This is a genomic window from Streptomyces sp. NRRL B-24484, assembly GCF_000717715.1.
Taxonomy (GTDB): domain Bacteria; phylum Actinomycetota; class Actinomycetes; order Streptomycetales; family Streptomycetaceae; genus Kitasatospora.
Genome location: NZ_JOAI01000004.1, coordinates 140,338 through 157,003, shown reverse-complemented (window position 1 = coordinate 157,003; position 16,666 = coordinate 140,338). Strand labels below are relative to the sequence as shown.

At 74.8% G+C, this 16,666-nt stretch carries 15 protein-coding genes and 1 pseudogene; 8 read left to right on the top strand and 8 right to left on the bottom strand.

The annotated features are described in order from the left end of the window. Window positions 1-330: 330 nt before the first annotated feature. On the top strand, window positions 331-1,569 hold the full coding sequence (locus tag IE98_RS0105300; protein ID WP_052390164.1) for a geranylgeranyl reductase family protein: 1,239 nt from the start codon (window positions 331-333) through the stop codon (window positions 1,567-1,569). Between the two features lie 97 nt (window positions 1,570-1,666). Here the strand turns inward: IE98_RS0105300 and IE98_RS44265 are convergent, their stop codons facing one another. From IE98_RS44265 to IE98_RS0105285, 3 genes are all read right to left on the bottom strand, one after another. Beyond that, a complete protein-coding gene (locus IE98_RS44265; RefSeq protein ID WP_159400834.1) occupies window positions 1,667-2,587 on the bottom strand; it encodes a phytoene/squalene synthase family protein in 921 nt (306 codons plus the stop codon). A 197-nt stretch (window positions 2,588-2,784) separates the two neighbouring features. After that, complete coding sequence (locus IE98_RS0105290) at window positions 2,785-2,985, bottom strand: hypothetical protein (RefSeq protein ID WP_030264904.1); 201 nt, start codon at window positions 2,983-2,985, stop codon at window positions 2,785-2,787. A gap of 94 nt (window positions 2,986-3,079) precedes the next feature. Beyond that, window positions 3,080-3,796 (bottom strand): ribonuclease H family protein, encoded by a 717-nt coding sequence (locus IE98_RS0105285; protein WP_030264900.1) that lies wholly within the window; start codon window positions 3,794-3,796, stop codon window positions 3,080-3,082. 395 nt (window positions 3,797-4,191) lie between these two features. Between IE98_RS0105285 and IE98_RS50515 the strand changes: the two genes are divergently transcribed. Together IE98_RS50515 and IE98_RS50510 are read left to right on the top strand one after the other, a co-directional pair. Continuing rightward, window positions 4,192-4,926 carry a S1 family peptidase gene (locus IE98_RS50515; RefSeq protein ID WP_234443411.1) on the top strand — a complete coding sequence of 245 codons (735 nt, stop codon included), beginning with the start codon at window positions 4,192-4,194 and terminating at the stop codon, window positions 4,924-4,926. A 94-nt stretch (window positions 4,927-5,020) separates the two neighbouring features. After that, window positions 5,021-5,740, top strand: a pseudogene (locus IE98_RS50510) (putative Ig domain-containing protein); the annotation flags it as partial. Window positions 5,741-5,873: 133 nt separating this feature from the next. Here the strand turns inward: IE98_RS50510 and IE98_RS0105275 are convergent. Beyond that, window positions 5,874-7,409, bottom strand: a complete 1,536-nt coding sequence (locus IE98_RS0105275; RefSeq protein WP_052390149.1) for a PEP/pyruvate-binding domain-containing protein — start codon at window positions 7,407-7,409, stop codon at window positions 5,874-5,876. Between the two features lie 17 nt (window positions 7,410-7,426). Between IE98_RS0105275 and IE98_RS0105270 the strand changes: the two genes are divergently transcribed. Continuing rightward, on the top strand, window positions 7,427-8,053 hold the full coding sequence (locus IE98_RS0105270; protein ID WP_030264889.1) for a hypothetical protein: 627 nt from the start codon (window positions 7,427-7,429) through the stop codon (window positions 8,051-8,053). Window positions 8,054-8,071: 18 nt separating this feature from the next. Here IE98_RS0105270 and IE98_RS0105265 read toward each other — a convergent pair whose 3' ends face one another. The 3 genes from IE98_RS0105265 to IE98_RS0105255 form a co-directional block, all read right to left on the bottom strand. Next, entirely contained in the window at window positions 8,072-8,446 is a 375-nt protein-coding gene (locus tag IE98_RS0105265) for a hypothetical protein (RefSeq protein ID WP_030264887.1), read from the bottom strand. Between the two features lie 123 nt (window positions 8,447-8,569). Beyond that, window positions 8,570-11,056 (bottom strand): RICIN domain-containing protein, encoded by a 2,487-nt coding sequence (locus tag IE98_RS0105260; RefSeq protein WP_043173463.1) that lies wholly within the window; start codon window positions 11,054-11,056, stop codon window positions 8,570-8,572. 402 nt (window positions 11,057-11,458) lie between these two features. Then, window positions 11,459-12,385 (bottom strand): SDR family oxidoreductase, encoded by a 927-nt coding sequence (locus IE98_RS0105255; protein ID WP_030264872.1) that lies wholly within the window; start codon window positions 12,383-12,385, stop codon window positions 11,459-11,461. A gap of 272 nt (window positions 12,386-12,657) precedes the next feature. On the opposite strand from IE98_RS0105255, the gene IE98_RS0105250 reads away from it, so the two are divergent. Next, the gene (locus IE98_RS0105250) at window positions 12,658-13,053 is read left to right on the top strand and encodes a VOC family protein (protein WP_030264870.1); all 396 of its coding nucleotides are present in this window, start codon (window positions 12,658-12,660) and stop codon (window positions 13,051-13,053) included. A 137-nt stretch (window positions 13,054-13,190) separates the two neighbouring features. Beyond that, window positions 13,191-14,573 (top strand): diaminopimelate decarboxylase, encoded by a 1,383-nt coding sequence (locus IE98_RS0105245; protein WP_052390148.1) that lies wholly within the window; start codon window positions 13,191-13,193, stop codon window positions 14,571-14,573. 12 nt (window positions 14,574-14,585) lie between these two features. Here the strand turns inward: IE98_RS0105245 and IE98_RS0105240 are convergent, their stop codons facing one another. Next, a complete protein-coding gene (locus tag IE98_RS0105240) occupies window positions 14,586-15,077 on the bottom strand; it encodes a DUF1269 domain-containing protein (protein ID WP_030264865.1) in 492 nt (163 codons plus the stop codon). 199 nt (window positions 15,078-15,276) lie between these two features. On the opposite strand from IE98_RS0105240, the gene IE98_RS0105235 reads away from it, so the two are divergent. Together IE98_RS0105235 and IE98_RS0105230 are read left to right on the top strand one after the other, a co-directional pair. Further along, window positions 15,277-15,684, top strand: a complete 408-nt coding sequence (locus IE98_RS0105235) for a DUF7144 family membrane protein (protein WP_030264854.1) — start codon at window positions 15,277-15,279, stop codon at window positions 15,682-15,684. Between the two features lie 101 nt (window positions 15,685-15,785). Further along, window positions 15,786-16,550 (top strand): dienelactone hydrolase family protein, encoded by a 765-nt coding sequence (locus IE98_RS0105230; RefSeq protein WP_030264852.1) that lies wholly within the window; start codon window positions 15,786-15,788, stop codon window positions 16,548-16,550. Window positions 16,551-16,666 lie beyond the last annotated feature (116 nt).

The window sequence follows — 16,666 nt, the reverse complement described above, 5'->3', positions numbered from 1 at the left end:
GCGGACCCGCCCGAATTCACGGCGGAACGGCCGTGCCTGCCGCCGTCCACGCCCGCCCCCGTGCCAGGATCGTGTGGTGAGGATCACAGCCGGCGGCGGGGCGCCCCCGGTGGGTAGGGATCAGGCATTCGCACGGTGCACAGGCGCACTCAGGAGGAGACCGTGAGGCCACCGGCGCAGAACCCGCCGACACCGCAGACCCCCGACCCCGACCCCGCGACCGCCGCAGCCCCCGGGGCCCGGACGTCGTCCGACCCCCGCGACACCCCCGGCACGCACGCCGCCCCCGAGGCACACGAGCCGCCCGCCGCCGAGGAGGCGCAGGTCATCGTGGTGGGCGCCGGCCCCGCCGGCTCGTCCACCGCGATCCACCTCGCCCGCGCCGGCGTCGACGTCCTGCTGCTGGAGAAGAGCCGCTTCCCGCGCGACAAGGTCTGCGGCGACGGCCTGACCCCCCGGGGCGTCCACCAGCTGCTGCGCATGGGCGTCGACATCGACGGCCCGGGGTGGATGCGCTCCCGCGGCATGCGCTGGGTCTGCTCCGGCCGCCAGGTCACCATCGACTGGCCCGACCTCGGCCGCTACCCCGACTTCGGCCTCACCCGCAGCCGCCACGACTTCGACGACATCCTCGCCCGGCACGCCGAGGCCTCCGGCGCCCGGCTCCGGCTCGGCGTCAAGGCCACCGGCCCGATTACCGACCGCGCCGGACGGATCACCGGCGTCACCGCCACCGGACCGGACGGCAGACCGGTCACCTACCGGGCCCCGCTGGTCGTCGCCGCCGAGGGCGCCTCCGCCCGCACCGCCATCGCCATGGGCCTGGAACGCGACCCCCGCCGCACCCTCGCCACCGCCGCCCGCCGCTACTACCGCAGCCCCGAACTCTCCAAGGACGAGTACCTGGAGCTCTGGGCCGACCTGCGCTGCGCCCGCACCGGCCGCGACCTGCCCGGCTACGGCTGGATCTTCCCGCTCGGCGACGGACGGGTCAACGTCGGTCTCGGCGCGCTCCCGCACCGCGACCACGGCGGCATCGACCTCCGCGCCACCCTCGACCAGTGGCTCGCCCGGCTGCCCCGGCACTGGGGCCTCAACGAGCAGAACGCCGACTCGCCGCTGCGCAGCGCCGCCCTGCCGATGGGCTTCAACCGCCACCCCCAGTACAGCCGCGGCCTGCTGCTGGTCGGTGACAGCGCCGGCATGATCAGCCCCTGGAGCGGCGAGGGCATCGCCCAGGCCATGGAGGCCGCCGAGGTCGCCGCCGAGACGGTCGTGCTCGCACTCACCCGCCCCGAAGGGCACCGCCGCGACCAGGCGCTGCAGCGCTACCCCGCCGAGATCCGGCGCCGCTGGGGACGGTACTACCGGCTCGGCAACACCGCCGGCGACCTGGTGTTCAGCCGGTTCGGCTACCGGCCCGTCCTCAACGCCCAGGTGATGGCCAGGCCCGGGCTGATCGCCTCGCTCGCCCGGCTGCTCACCCACCTGATGGAGGACCCGCCGCGGGACACCGCGGACCACGTCCTCAACGCCGTGGTCAAGGCCGTCCCGCTGCGCCGCCGCTGACCCGGCCGCCGCCGCCGGGCGCCGGGGCGCCGCGCGCACGGACGGGACCACCGCTCCCGTCCGTGCGCGGCGCCGTCCGGCGGCCCGGCGGCCCCGCTCAGCGGGCCAGGCGGTCGTGCTCCAGCTCGCGGGCGTCCGGGCGCCGGGCCGCGCCCAGCAGGGCCAGCAGCCCCACGGTGGAGTCCCGGACGGGGCCCTCGGTGATGCCCGCGCCGGCCCGGCGGACCGCCGCCAGCCGCCGGCGGGCCAGCCGCAGCGCCATCCGGCTCAGTGGCCGGTACTCCGCCGGCACCTCCAGGATCGCGTCGGCCTGCAGCAGCGCCTTCTCCGCGAGGTCCGCGAGGTCGGCCACCAGCTGCTCGACGCCGTCCGTGCGGCGCCCGGCCGCGAGGTCGTCCCGGGTGACCCCGTGGTCGGCGAGGGCCTCCTCGGGCAGGTACAGCCGGCCCCCGTGGAGGTCCTCGGCCAGGTCGATCAGGAAGTCCAGCCGCTGCCAGGCGTCGGCCAGCGCCCGCCCGGCCGCCGCGTAGCGCTCGTCCCCGCCGCCGACGTGCACCAGCCCCGCGGTGAGCATGGTGAACGGCCAGGACAGCCGGTCGACGTACGCCTGGTAGTCGGACTCCGCCGCGAAACCGGTGAACGACAGGTCCGCCTCGGCGCCGTCGAGGTAGTCCTCGATCCAGTGCCCGGGCAGGTCGCGCAGCCGCGCCGAGTGCACGAAGGACCGGGCCAGCGGCTGCCCGCACTCCTCACCGGCCAGTGCCGCACCGACCTGCTGCCGCCACCGTGCGAACCGCTCGGCCCGGACCTGCGGCGCCCCCCGGTCGCACAGGTCGTCGGTGTAGCAGGCGAAGGCGTAGCCGGCGACGGCGTGCGGCTGGTACGCGGGGACACCGAGCAGCCGCACCGCGGAGAACAGCGCCGGCTCACGGCGCCGCAGGAACCGGGCGGCCTCGCCGTAGTCCCGGGCCCGCGTCGAGCCGGGCGCCGCCGCGCCGTCCCTCCCGGAACCGGACACCCCGGCACCGTCCACCCCGGCCTCGACGAGACACCGCCGCCACGCATACACCCGGACACCTCTCCACCCGCCGCACAGGAACGCCTCCATGATCGGTGACGCGCTGCGGCCGGACCGCACCGGGCCACCCACCTGCGGATTCCCCCGCCGTCCGGGCGCACCGGAGCGCCCCCGCGGCCGGACGGGGCGCGGCCCGCTCAGTCCGGTTCGTCGTCCTTGGTCGGCGGGCGCGGGTACACGGCGGACGACGGACCCATCAGGTCGTCGTCGCCGCCGTACTGGGCCGCGGCCTGCCGGCGCGCGGCGGACTCGTGGTGGTGGGGAGGCGAGGCGTCGAGGGCGGACCACTCCGGGTCCGTCACGGCGGCCGGCCGGTGCTCTGCGGGATCGGTGCTCATCGGACTCTCCGCCCCTGCTGGTGCCGATGCTCCCGATGCTACGCCGCAGCCGTGGCGGGGGCCCCGGACGCCGTGGGCGCCGGGGCCGGGGCCGTCACGCGCAGTCCGGGTGCCCCCAGCTCTCGCCGACCCGGGTGATCCGCTCGCCCTTGGCGTACCCGCGCCCGCACGGGCAGGTGCCGGGGAAGCGGGCGGCGAGCGTCCGCCGGGCCCCACCGGAGGACGCGGCCGCCCCGGAGGTACCGGAGGCGGCGCCGGAAGCACCGGAGGCCGGGCGGGTGGTGCGGGGGCGGCGGGCCGGGCGGGCCGGCCGTTCGGCGACCGGGTCGGGCACCGGCAGGTCCTCGGCGGTGCCGTCGCCGCCCTGCTGGGTGCGGGCGGCGTCGCTGGCCGCCTTGTCGGCGATCGCGTTCAGCGGGTCGCCGTCGACCCGGTGCGCGGCGACGTGGACGAAGGAGACCTCGCGGTCCGCCAGCAGCGCGTCGATCCGCTGGATCAACTCCTGGTTGGCGACCGGCGAGCCGGAGGCCGTCCGCCAGCCGTTGCGCTTCCAGCCCGGCAGCCACTTGGTGACCGCGTCCCGGGTGTAGGTGCTGTCCAGTCGCACCTCCAGCGGCACCGCCGGGTCCGTGGCGGCCAGCAGCCGCTCCAGCGCGGTGAGTTCACCGATGTTGTTGGTGCTCCGGCCCAGCGCACCGGACTGCCAGCGCTGCGGGGTGCCCGCGGTGTCCGCCAGGACCCAGGCCCATCCGGCCGGGCCGGGATTCCCCTTGGCGGCACCGTCGCAGGCTGCAATGACTCGTTCGACCATGCCCCGATCCTTTCATCGCGCGGGCCGTGCTCCGTGCCGCCGGGCGGGGCCGGCGGGTTCCGGGCGCGTGATCGGTTTCCGGTCAATCTTGCTGCGCGGGGCCGGGTCCGGACCCCCGCGCGCCGCCGCGGCCGCGCGGAGCAGGGCGAACTCCGGTGCACCGGCGCCGGTCCGCGGCCGCGCGCCGTGATCGGCGGTGTCCGGTTGCGGGGGCTGGGCGGGAGTCGTCCGGATTTGGCCGTGGCCAGTTGGCGCGGGTCGGCCGCGGCCGGGTGCCGTCGCCGAACGGCCTTTTCCGCCGGGGTGGTTGACCCTCTTGAAGCGGCCATGGCAGTTTCGTGCGGCCCGCGTGCGCAACCGGTCGCGCGTCGGCACATCCCCCACAAGGAGACCCCATGTTCAAGGGACTCGCCGCCGGAATAGGCGCGGTCGCGATCGCCGCAGGCACGGTGACCGCAGCGGCCGTGCCCGCGCACGCCGTCCAGGCGGGCGATCTGACGGCCACCATCGCGCTGAGCAACTGTTCCGCCTCGCTCGTCCGCTACCCCGCGTCGGTCGACACCGACCGGGCGATGATGCTCACCAACGGCCACTGCCTGCCGACCATGCCCGCCTCGGGCGTGGTGATCCAGAACCAGACCGCCAGCCGCAGCGGCACCCTGCTCAGCCCCTCCGGCTCCTCGCTCGGCACCGTCTCGGCCGACAAGGTGCTGTACGCCACCATGACCGGCACCGACGTGGCGCTCTACCAGCTGACCGACACCTTCTCGTCGATCGTCAGCAAGTACGGCGTCACCGCGCTGACCATCAGCGACACCCACCCGGTCGACGGCTCGGCGATGTTCATCCCGTCCTCGTACTGGAAGCAGACCTGGAACTGCTCCATCAACGGGTTCGTCCCGACCCTGCGCGAGGACGAGTGGACCTGGCACGACTCGCTCCGCTACAGCGCCGGCTGCAACACCACGCACGGCACCTCCGGTTCGCCGATCGTCGACGCCGCCTCCAAGAAGGTCGTCGGCATCAACAACACCGGCAACGACGACGGTGCGATGTGCACCCTCAACAACCCGTGCGAGGTGGCCGCCGACGGCACCACCAACCGTCACCAAGGGCCAGAGCTACGGTGAGGAGACCTACTGGTTCACCACCTGCCTCGGCACCGGCCGGGCCATCGACCTCAACGTCGCGGGCTGCCTGCTCACCAAGCCGGCCGGCAGCGGCACCGTCACGGTGACCAACCCCGGCAACCAGAGCACCGCGCTGAACGGCACCGCAGACCTGCAGATCGCGGCCTCCGGCGGCACCGCGCCGCTGACCTTCAGCGCCACCGGCCTGCCGACCGGCCTGTCGATCAGCAGCTCCGGCAGGATCACCGGCACCGCCACCGCGGCCGGCACCTACAACGTGACCGTCACCGCCAAGGACGCCGCCAACAAGACCGGCTCCACCGGCTTCACCTGGACGGTCTCCGGCGGCACCGGCTGCGTCCCGGCCCAGCTGCTCGGCAACGCCGGCTTCGAGACCGGCTCCGCCGCCCCCTGGACGACCAGCAGCGGCGTCGTCGACAACAGCGCCTCCCAGGCCGCCCACAGCGGTTCCTGGAAGGCCTGGCTGAACGGTTACGGCTCCTCCCACACGGACAGCGCCGCACAGACCGTCAGCCTCCCGACCGGCTGCAGGGCCACGCTCAGCTACTGGCTGCACATCGACACGGCGGAGACCACCACCTCCACCGCCTACGACAAGCTGACCGTCACGGTCAACGGCACCACGGTGGCCACCTGGTCCAACCTCAACAAGAACACCGGCTACAGCCAGAAGACGGTCGACCTGTCGGCCTACGCGGGCCAGTCCGTGACCGTGAAGTTCAACGGCGTCGAGGACTCCTCGCTGCAGACGAGCTTCGTGATCGACGACACCGCGGTCCAGATCGGCTCCTGACCGGAACCCGACCGACCCGAAGGCGTACGGATGCCTCACAGGGCCCCTGAGCCGACCTCCGTCGGAGACGTCTCGTTGCACCCGGGCCCGGCCGCAGCAGCGGCCGGGCCCGGTCCGTCCGCGGTCCGGGCCTTCAGGACCCGCCGGCGGCCTCGTCAGCCCAGGCGAGGAAGCGGTGCAGGTACGGGTCGTCCGCGGCCCGGGCGATCGGCGGGGAGCCGAGGACGGCCAGGCCCGGACCGCCGTCCAGGGTGACGACCGCGCCCTCCGGCACCGTCCGCCCGCCGACCCGCAGGCAGCCGCCGGGGACGTCCACCGACAGTCCCGCGGCGCCGACCACGGCCGGCCGGCCCATCGACCGGGCGACCACCGCCGCGTGGCTCGCCGGCCCGCCGAGCGCCGTCAGCACCCCCGCGGCGGCCGCCAGGCCGTGCAGGTCCAGCGGCGAGGTCTGCGGCCGCACCAGGACGACCGGCCCCTGCGCGGCCATCCGGACGGCCGCGTCGGCCGTCAGCGCCACCCGCCCGCCCGCCACGCCCGGCGAGGCGCCCAGACCGCGGACGAGGACGTCCGTGTCGTCGGTGAGCACGATCCGCGGAGCGCCCGGGTTCCGCAGCTGCCCGGGCGCGACCCGGAGCAGCGCCTCGTCCCGGCCGATCACCCCGCGGTCGGCGAGGTCGACGGCGACCCGCACCCCGGCCGCGCCGGTGAACCCGCCGGCCCGCAGCTGCAGCAGCCACAGCCGGCCGGCCTCGAAGGTGAACTCCAGGTAGCAGGCGTCCCGGCAGTGCCGCTCGCCGCGCTCCAGCGCCTCCTGCAGCGCGGCCATGACCCGCGGCTCGTGGGTGGCGAGGTCGGCGAGCGGCCGGACGGCGGCGGCGCCGGAGACGACATCCTCGCCCTGACGGCCGAACAGGACGTCACCGCGGGGCCCCGGTTCGCCGGTGGCCGGGTCGCGGCTGAACGCGACCCCGGTGCCGCTGCGAGGGCCGCGGTTGCCGAACACCATCGCCTGCACGGTGACCGCGGTGCCGAGCCCGTCCGGGATGCCGTTGAGCAGCCGGTAGGTCCGTGCCCGCGGCGAGTCCCAGGACCGGAGGACGGCGGTGACCGCCTGCTCCACCTGCACGCGCGCGTCCTCGACCACCGGCTCGCCGAGATGCCGGCGGACGGCCGCCGAGGCCGCCGCGAGACGCGCCCCGGTCGTGTCGTCCGGGCCCGCGGGGTCGGCCGGCCGGCCGGTGGCGGCGGCCGCGAGACCGGTGAGCAGCCGCAGCCGGGAGTCGCGGACGAACTCCGGATCGCCCGTCTCGACGGTCAGGGCCTCGGCCGTGGCGCCGGTCAGACCGACGTCGAGCACGGTGGCCATCATGCCCGGCATGGGGACGGCGGCACCCGAACGGACGGACACCAGCAGCGGTCGCGGCCCCCCGCCGAACCGGCGACCGGTCGCGGCCTCCAGCCCGGCGACCGCGGCGGACAGCTCGGCGGACAGCCCGTCCGGGAGCCGCCCGTCACGCAGGAACGCCCGGCAGGCCGCGGTGCCGATCACGAAACCCGGCGGCACCGGCAGCCCCAGCCGCAGCAGCGCCACCAGGCCGTGCGCCTTGCCGCCCAGGACCTCCGGCGGCTCCCCGAGGTCCGCCGAGAGCGGGTGGATCCACCTCACCGCTGTAGCATACGGGCGTGCCCGACCTGTCCCACAGCACCAGCCCCGACCTGCTGGTTCTCCACACGCTGCGCTGCACCGGATTCGCCGACCTGGCCCGTGCGGCCGAGGCCGCCGGCCTGCCCGACGCCGACGTGGAGTCGGAGCTGATCGACCTGGCCGTGGCCGGGCTGGTCACCCGGGTCTCCGGCCCCTTCGGCGGCTGGGGGCTGACCGAGGCCGGCCGCGCCGCCGACGCCGAACGGATCGCCGCCGAACTCGAGGCCTCCGGCACCCGGGCCGCCGTCGCCGACGCGTACGAGCGCTTCCTCGTCCTCAACCCGGAGCTGCTCGACCTCTGCACGGCCTGGCAGACCCGCCCGGTCGACGGCGCGATGGCACTCAACGACCACACCGACACCACCTACGACACCCTCGTGCTGACCCGGCTCACCGACCTCGACCGGCGGGCCACCGAGGTCTGCGCCGACCTCGCGGCCGCGCTGCACCGCTTCGCCCGCTACCGGCAGCGGCTGGCCGGGGCCCTCGGCCGAGCCCACGCGGGCGAACCGGGTGCCGTCACGGAGAGCACCGACTCGTACCACGCCGTCTGGTTCCAGCTCCACGAGGACCTGCTCACCACGCTCGGCACGCCCCGGCACTGAGCGGCGCGCCGGGGCGGCTCAGCGGTCGTCCGCCCAGTCCGCGTCGACCGGCGGGACACCGGTGGCCAGGACGTGTTCGACGATCCGCAGGCCCTCCGGGAGCGGTACGGTCTCCGCGTCGGGGTACACGTCGTGTTGACCGTTCGTCAGGACGAAGCCGCCGCTGCGCCCGGCGGCCAGCGGATCCACGGCGTGCCCGCCCGGGTCGCCCTCAGGGTCCAGCAGCAGCACCATCGCCCGCTCGCCGTTGCTGACGACGCCCAGCGAGCGGCCCGAGGAGGCCGCCAGCCAGCTCTCCAGGCGTCCCGCGGCGATCCGCCCGCGCAGCAGGTCGAGCGCCGCCTCGACCGTCGCCGGAGCGGTGCCGTCGTCGAAGACCCAGGACTCGCCCATGTCCTCGACCCTCTCACAGGGCGCTCCGGCCCGCGCCGCCCGACCGGGGCGGCACACCCCCGACCCGGACCGCCCCGAGGGCCCCGCAGCCAGATTCGCCGCGGGGCCCTGCCGAGGGTGCGGTCAGCCGATGGTCCAGCGCTGCAACGCGGAGCCGGAGTCGGCCTGCTGGGTCACCGCCGCGCCGTCCGAGGCGGAGGCGGTGGTGAGCAGCAGACCGCTCTTCTGCGAACTGATCCGGTAGCCGCCGGCGACGGCCGTGACCACCCAGCGCTGGTTGCTGCCGCCGGTGCAGGTCCACTGGATGACCTGTGCGCCGGCCGCGGTCGAGCCGCCGCTGACGTCCATGCAGAGGTTCGACTCGCCGTTGGCGATCCGGTAGCTGCCGTCCGCCTGCGCGGTGAAGACCCAGGTCTGGTTCGGGCCGCCGTTCGGCGCCCAGGTCACCAGCGGGGTGCCGGCGGCGGTCGAGTGGTTCGGGTCGTCGAGCGCCTTGCCGGAGGCGACGAGGGTGTGGCTGCCCGCGAGCGCCGGGTTGACGGCCCAGGTGAAGGAGGTCGAGCCGCTGGCCGTCCCGGAGGAGGCGGTGACCGTCACCGTCGACGAACCGGTGGCCGTGGGCGTCCCGGTGACCAGGCCGGAGGCGCTGATCGACAGGCCGGCGGGCAGGCCGGTCGCCGAGAAGGTGAGCGCCCTGTTCGCGGAGTCGGTTCCGACCAGCTGCAGCGAGACCGCGGTGTTCACCGTGGTGGACCGGCTGCCCGGGTCGGTGACGGTCACGGTCTCGGCCGCCGCGCCGACGGCCGTGAGGGTCAGTGCCTGCTCGGCCGCGCTGCGCCCGCCGCCGACGCCGCTGCCGCCGGCGTCCGTCCAGCTGCGGACGGGCGTGGTCTCGGCGAGCCGGCCGGTGATCGGGCTCAGGCCGAGGACGAGGCCGCTGTAGCGGTTGACCAGCTTGACCGTGCCGGTGGCCGCGCCGGAGGCCGTGGTGCCGGGGATCACCCACCACTGCTGGCCGACGGTCGGCCCGTTGGCGGGGGCCGCGGTGACGGTGGGCCGGGCGCCCCAGGCCCGCCCGGAGACGGCGGTGGAGTCCACGCCGAGCAGCTGCCCGGTGGAGCCGTTGGCGATCCGGTAGGAGCCGTCGCCGTCGGCGGCGAAGGTCCACGACTCCAGGGCGGAGCCGGTCGCGGCGGCCAGCGAGGTGGTGGCGGCGCCGCCGGAGACCTGGGCGAGCACCCGGCCGTTGCCGGCCGCGATCCGGTAGGCCCTGGACGGGTCGACCGGAGCCGTCGCGGCGGCGGACGAGCCGACCGTGACGTCGACGTACTGGCCGGAGGCGCCGCCGGAGCAGCCGAACGCGCAGTACGAGCGGAAGGTCCGGCCGGTGATCGTGGAGCCGGTGCGGTTGGCGCCGTCGAGGAACCAGCGGTACCAGGACGCGGTGCGGTAGCTGCCGGTGTCGCCGAGCAGGAACCACTTCTGGGTGGCCAGGTCGGCGGTGGCGTAGAACTGCTGCGGTGCGTTGCCGCTCTGGTCGACGGCCTGCGGCTCGCCGATGTAGAGGCCGAGGTGGGCGTTCCAGGTGACGTCCATGACGAACAGCGGCGAGGTCGCGGGCATGGTCCCGGCAGCGATCTGCTGGGCCGCGGTGCCGGTGTTCGCCGGGTCGTACTCGCCCGTCACCGGGGTGTACCCGGTGCTGCCGGCCGAGCCGACGGGCACCATGTTGCTCTCCCGGCCGCCCACTCCGGGCTGCGACCAGGCGCCGTCGTACCACTTCTGCCAACTGCCGGGCGCCATCTTGGCGGAGAGCGGGGCGCGCGCCGCGTGCTCGTAGAAGGCCTTCCAGCCACCGGACTTGTCGACCACGCGCGAACCGTAGAAGACGTAGAAGTACCCGGAGGCGGTGTCGACGAACAGCCGCTGGTCGCCGTCGCCGTAGGAGTAGGTCTGGTGGGGGAAGGTCGTGGTGTCGCCGCGGGCGGTGCTGTACGGCGAGGTGATGACGTGGTCCTTGATCGTCCAGGTCTTCCCGCGGTCGGTGGAGACCGCGTAGTCGATGGCGTCGAAGTGCAGGCCGTCGCCGAACGGCTGCGGGGTGAACTCGTTGTGCACCAGCCCGTACCAGTCGCCGGTGTCGGGGTCGACCCAGACGCCCGCGAGGTCGCAGTAGTTCTTGTGCGCGTAGCTGCCGGAGCCGGTCGCGGCCGTCGCCGTCAGGCCCGTCGGGCTGTTGTTGCACCGCCAGGTGGTGTCGTCGTTCCGGTCGTCGGGGTTGGCCGGGTTCACGGCGCTGCTGACGGCGGTCGAGCGGGTGGCGGTGTCGAAGTCGGTGCCGGTGAAGAAGTCCCAGTAGCGGGGGTCGTTCGCGCCGTACAGCGCCGCGGACTGCTGGAACCAGAACGTTCCGTCCTTGTCGATGTACGGCGATGCCGGGGTGTCGGTGGGGTGGCCGTACGTCGCCGGTGCGCCGACCGAGACGGTGTACGTGGTACCGGCGGCCGGGGCGGCGGTGTCGGCGCCCGCGGTCGGTGCGGCGGCGCCGGCCAGTGTCAGCGCGGCAACGGCCAGTCCGGCGGAGAGGACGCTGCGCAGGGGTGTGGGCACGGAGGCTCCTTCCGTGGCGGTGCACGGGTGGTGGGGGGATCGGTGGGGGTCGGCGAGGTGGGGGCGCCCGGGCCCGCCCACGGCGCCGCTGAACGTGAAGATGCTCGAAGTTGCTCGATTCGAACTGTTTGAAAGCAGCTTCGAGCACACCGTGGCAGCGTGCCGACAGGGGTGTCAAGGGCCGCGCCGCCCCTTGCCGGCGCTCTCCCCGAAACCCGCCCGACCGGCGACGAAAGTCCAAGTCCTGCCCCACGGCAGTCCTTTGACAGCGCCGTCCGCCCCGGCCAGACTCCGTGCGGGCGCCCCCGTGGCAGCACCGGTGCGCCCCCGGGCGGTCGCCCGGGGGTGTTCTGACGGATCGCCAGCCCTTTCGGCCCGTCGGAGGGCCGGGGCTGCGCCGGCTCAGCGGTAGCCGGCGGCGTCGGCCGGGCGGCCCGGGTCCTGGACCTCGACCATGTAGCGCCAGGCGTCCGGCCGGCTGCCGTCGCGGTCGGTGAAGCCGTAGACCCGGGCGAGGCCGCCACTGGAGAGGGACTGCCCGTTCCAGCGGCTCACCTCAGGGTCGGCGGCCAGGGCCGCGACGGCCCGGCCGACGAAGAACGGGGTCTCGGAGATGCAGAAGTGCGGCTCGACCTGCAGGGCGTCGCGCCAGTTCTCCTCCGTCACCCCGAAGTGGCCGAGCATGATCTCCGAGCGCATCCAGCCGGGCGTCAGCGCGACCGCGGTCGCGCCGCGCGGCCCGAGCTCGCGGCCGAGCGCGAAGCCCATCCGCAGCACCGAGGTCTTGGCGAGGTCGTAGAAGAACGAGACCCGGTAGGTGTCGCGGTTGTACTCGGCGGTGCCGTCGGTCACCTCGACCACCAGGCCGCCGGGGTGCCGCAGCAGCAGCGGGAGCGCGTGGTGGCTGGTGACGGCGTGCGTCTCCACCGCGAGGCGCAGCAGCCGCAGGCCGTTGTCGAGGTCGTGCTCCCAGACCGGGGTGTCCCACTGGAAGAGGTTCTCGCCGCCCCAGATGTCGTTCACCAGGACGTCGAGCCGGCCCTGCTCCGCGTCGATCCGGTCCACCAGGCTGCGGACCTGAGCGGGCACCAGGTGGTCGGTGGGGACGGCGATGCCGAGCCCGCCCGCCGCGGTCACCAGGTCGGCGGTGTCCTCGACGGTCTCGGGGCGGTCGTACTCGGACCGCCGGGCGCGGGTGCTGCGGCCGGTCACGTACACCGTGGCCCCCGCCGCACCGAGTTCCACCGCGATGCCCCGCCCCGCGCCGCGGGTCGCCCCGGCGACCAGGGCGACCTTGCCGGTCAACGCTCCCGCAGACGCTCCGCTCATGCCGGGAGTCTACGGAGTGCCGCGGCCGTCCCGGCGTCCGACCGCCGACCGCCGACCGCCCACCGGCGGAAGGCCGTTGCCCGGTCGGCGGTCGGACGCTAGGGTCGACCGCGTGACTGCCGGGTCGGCCATGGGCCACACACGAGACGGACACCCGGCCCCGGCTTGAGCACGGGGCGGGGCAGGTCCCCGCCGTTCCTCTCCACGTCGTCGCAGCAATCGAACGAGCCGCCCGGTGCGGCGCGTCCCACGACCCCGGAGAGAGACCACCCATGCCTTCCGTCACCACCGTCCAGCTCAACCACACCGCCGTCTACGCCAGCGACCGGCAGGCGTCCGCCGCTTTCCTCGCCGGCGTCCTCGGCCTGCCGGTCGGCGCCCCGTTCGGGCCCTTCCTGCCGGTGGACCTCGGCAACGGCGTCACCCTCGACTACTACGAGAAGCGCGACGAGCCGATCCAGTCCCAGCACTACGCCTTCCTCGTCCCCGACGAGCGGTTCGAGGCCGTGATCGCCCGTCTGGAGGCCGCCGCGGTGACCTACTACGCCGATCCCGGCCACACCGTGCCCGACCGGACCAACGACTGGTTCGGCGGCCGCGGCGCCTACTTCGAGGACCCGGACGGCCACAACATGGAGATCATGACCAGGCCGTACGTCCGCCCCTGACGGGGCCGGCGCTCCCCGTCCGACACGCGGATGCCCCGCCGTCGGCCCGATGCTGGAGAGCGGAGGGCCGCGACGGGCCCGCCGGACGGCAGGACGGCGAGGACGGCGAGGACGGCGAGGACGAGGAGCGCGGCACGGTGGAGCGCACACCCGGGCAGGACGGCCGGCGGCGGATCGACGCCGGCAGGCGCGAGCGCGTCCTCCGTGCGGCGGCAGCGGCCGGGCTGGTCGGCGCCCGGCGCGCCGCGGCGGGCTTCCTCGACGTCGACGGGGTGCGCCGGACGGTCGCCGACCTGCACGCGGCCTTCGGGCCGGACGTCCCGGTGCTGCACGCCTTCGCCGTGAAGGCGGCCGCGCTGGTGCCCGTGCTGCGGCTGGTCGCCGACGCCGGCATGGGCTGCGAGGCGGCCAGCCCGGGCGAGCTCGCGCTCGCCCGGGCGGCCGGCGTCCCCGCCGACCGGATCGTGCTGGACTCCCCGGCCAAGACCGCCGCCGAACTCGCCGCGGCGGTCGGGCTCGGGGTCGCCGTCAACGCGGACAACCTGCAGGAACTGGAGCGGATCGCGGCCCTGCCGGCCCTCGGCCGCACCGGCTCGGTGCTCGGCCTGCGGGTCAACCCGCAGGTGGGCGCGGGCACGATCGGAGCGATGAGCACCGCGTCCGAGCACTCCAAGTTCGGGGTGCCGCTGCGCGACCCCGGCGCCCGCGAGCGGGTGCTCGACGCCTTCGGACGGTACCCGTGGCTCACCCGGCTGCACGTCCACGTCGGCTCCCAGGGCTGCTCGCTCGACCTCGTCGCGGCCGGCGTCCGGGCGACCCGGGAGCTCGCCGAGGAGATCAACCGCCGGGCCGGCCGTCGGCAGGTCACCTCCCTGGACCTCGGCGGCGGCCTGCCCGTCAACTTCGCGGACGACGAGGTGCGTCCGACGTTCGCCGAGTACGCGGCCCACCTGCGCGCGGCCGTACCGGGGCTGTTCACCGGCGAGTACGCGCTGGTCACCGAGTTCGGGCGGTCCGTGGTCGCCAAGAACGGCTTCACCGCGGCCCGGGTCGAGTACACCAAAGAGGTCGGCGGGCGCCGCATCGCGCTCACCCACGCCGGCGCCCACCTCGCCACCCGGACGGTGTTCATGCCCGACGCCTGGCCGCTGCGGGTGGGCGTGCACCGGCCGGACGGCACCCGCCGCGAAGGGCCCGACGAGATCCAGGACGTCGCCGGGCCCTGCTGCTTCGCCGGCGACGTGGTGGCCCGCGGCCGCGCACTGCCGCGCATCGAACCGGGCGACCTGGTCGTGCTGCACGACACCGGCGGGTACTACACCTCCGCCCCCTGGGCCTACAACAGCCTGGCCAGGCCCGCCGTGCACGGCTTCACCACCGCGGGCGGGCCGGTCCGGTTCGCCACCGTCCGGCCCGAGCAGACCCTCGCCGAGATCGCCGCCGAGGCCGGGGCGGCCCGTGCGGACGCCCTCACCGGGCTCGCCGCCGCCGGCCCGGACGGACCCGCGGCGGCCGGCTGACCCCCCCGGGAGTCAGTCCTCCTCGGCGAAGGTCTCCCGCAGCAGCTTCTCCTGCTCGGCGGAGAGGTTCGTCTGGATGAGCTCCGCGTGCCGCCCCTGGAAGGCGGGGGCCACCTTGTCCAGCACGGCGTTCGCGGTGAGCAGGAACAGCGCCGAGGTGCCAGGCGTCACCTTGTCGCGCACCTCCTGGATGAACTCGTCGTCGATCCCGACGTGGGTGAAGTGCCCCGAGACGGCGCCGGTCGCCGCGCCCACCGCCATGCCGAGGATCGGCACGAAGAAGATCATGCCGAGCAGCAGGCCCCAGAAGGTGCCGCCGATCGCACCCAGCCCGGTGAGATTGCTCAACTGCTTGGTCTTCGGCTTCTTCCTGCCCTCCGGCCAGCTCACCACCGCCCCGTCCCGGACGGTGATCAGCTCCTGGTGCTGGAGCTCCTTGAGGGTCTCCAGCGCCTCCTGTGCACCCTCCGGGGTGGGGAAACGCCACACGGTCAGGCTCGCCATCACGGCTCCGATCTCCTACGGGCAGACGTTTCGCCCATCCTCGGCCCGTACCGCCCGCACGGCCACGCACAGCCGCCGGAGGGGTGAGTGCCGGCGTGTCGCCGCACGTCGCGGCCCCCGGGCGGGGAGGGATCGGGGCGAGGATCGACACGGGTCCGGTCGCCGAGGAGACCGACCGGGACGGAAACGAGGCGCAGCCATGGCACAAGCAGCGAACGGCCGACGCGGCAGCGACAGCGCGGCGAGCGGGGTGGTGGCCGTCGCCGCCGTCCTGCTGCTCATCTCCGGGGTGCTCAACCTGCTGCGGGCCGTCATGGCGCTGGCCGGCGACCCGGTCTTCGCCCCCGTTCCCGCGTACGCCTTCCGGTTCACGCTGACCGGCTGGGGCTGGATCGACCTCGTCCTCGGGGTGCTGGCGATCCTCGTCGGCCTGGCGCTCTTCCGGCTCGCCCTGTGGGCCCGGATCGCAGGGGCGGCGATCGCCTGCCTGCTGATCATCGCCAACTTCCTGTCGATCCCGTACTACCCGCTCTGGTCGATCGTCGTGATCGGCGCCTGCCTCGTCGTCATCTGGGGCCTGTGCACCGTCCGCCACACCCCGGCCTGAGGCCGCCGCCTTGCCGCTGCCCCGGCCGACCGCTTGCTGATCCACCGTCAACTGTCGTCGTGGGTACGGGTTAGACTCCGATCGACCACGAAGGGGGAGCGATGGCGGACAACACGACGACAGCACGGTGGATCCCGCTCGGCGAAGGGGCCGGGGAGGGTCCGGAGGGGCTGCTCGTCCTGCCGGAGGGGCGGACGGCGCAGGGCTCGGTGGTGGTGGCCGGGGAGTTCTTCGGCGTCACCGACCACCTGAAGGCGGTCTGCGAGCGGCTGGCCCTGGCCGGGTACGCCGTCCTGGCGCCCGACTTCTACTGGCGCGACACCCGGCGCGCCGGCTTCGGCGCCGACGAGGCGGGCCGGGCCGAGGGCCGCCGGCTGATGACCGCGCTGCGCCGGGACGAGGTGCTCGCCGACCTCGCCGCGGCCCGGTCCACGGTGCGGGAGTTCGGCGGCGCGGGCGGCACGGCGGTGCTCGGCTTCAGCCTGGGCGGCCACATCGCCGTCCTCGGCGCCACGGCGCTCCCGTTCGACCTGGTCGTCAGCTACTACGGCGGGTGGCTGCTCGACGGGGGCATCCCGCTCGCCGAGCCGCGGCCCCCGATCGCCGACAGCGCCGCGATCGCCGCGAACACCGGCTTCCTGCTGGGCTTCTTCGGCGCCGACGACTTCGTGATGTCCCTCGACGAGTGGCACCGCGTCGGCGAGGCCCTGCACGCGGTGGGCCTCCCCCACGAGCAGGTCACCTACCAGGGCGTGGGCCACGGCTTCTTCAACGACGAACGCCCCGACGCCTACGACGAGAAGTCCGCCACCGACGCCTGGCGGCGCACCCTCGACGCCCTCGCCGAGCACCTCCCGCGCGGCTAGTACTCCAGCAGGACTTCGACGTTTTGCCTGATCAGAGGGCTGCGCGGTGAGTGTAGTGGGCTGGTGCCCGTCAGGGGCGGTCTTCCTGGGACCGCCCCTCGATCGTGTGGAGCCGG

What these genes read in the sequence shown, in the direction of transcription:
- IE98_RS0105235 (WP_030264854.1), top strand. Translation starts at nt 15,277, where the DNA reads ATGGCACAAGCAGCGAACGGCCGACGCGGCAGCGACAGCGCGGCGAGC.
- IE98_RS0105255 (WP_030264872.1), bottom strand. Translation starts at nt 12,385, where the DNA reads ATGAGCGGAGCGTCTGCGGGAGCGTTGACCGGCAAGGTCGCCCTGGTC.
- IE98_RS0105230 (WP_030264852.1), top strand. Translation starts at nt 15,786, where the DNA reads ATGGCGGACAACACGACGACAGCACGGTGGATCCCGCTCGGCGAAGGG.
- IE98_RS0105285 (WP_030264900.1), bottom strand. Translation starts at nt 3,796, where the DNA reads ATGGTCGAACGAGTCATTGCAGCCTGCGACGGTGCCGCCAAGGGGAAT.
- IE98_RS0105290 (WP_030264904.1), bottom strand. Translation starts at nt 2,985, where the DNA reads ATGAGCACCGATCCCGCAGAGCACCGGCCGGCCGCCGTGACGGACCCG.
- IE98_RS50515 (WP_234443411.1), top strand. Translation starts at nt 4,192, where the DNA reads ATGTTCAAGGGACTCGCCGCCGGAATAGGCGCGGTCGCGATCGCCGCA.
- IE98_RS0105240 (WP_030264865.1), bottom strand. Translation starts at nt 15,077, where the DNA reads ATGGCGAGCCTGACCGTGTGGCGTTTCCCCACCCCGGAGGGTGCACAG.
- IE98_RS0105250 (WP_030264870.1), top strand. Translation starts at nt 12,658, where the DNA reads ATGCCTTCCGTCACCACCGTCCAGCTCAACCACACCGCCGTCTACGCC.
- IE98_RS0105265 (WP_030264887.1), bottom strand. Translation starts at nt 8,446, where the DNA reads ATGGGCGAGTCCTGGGTCTTCGACGACGGCACCGCTCCGGCGACGGTC.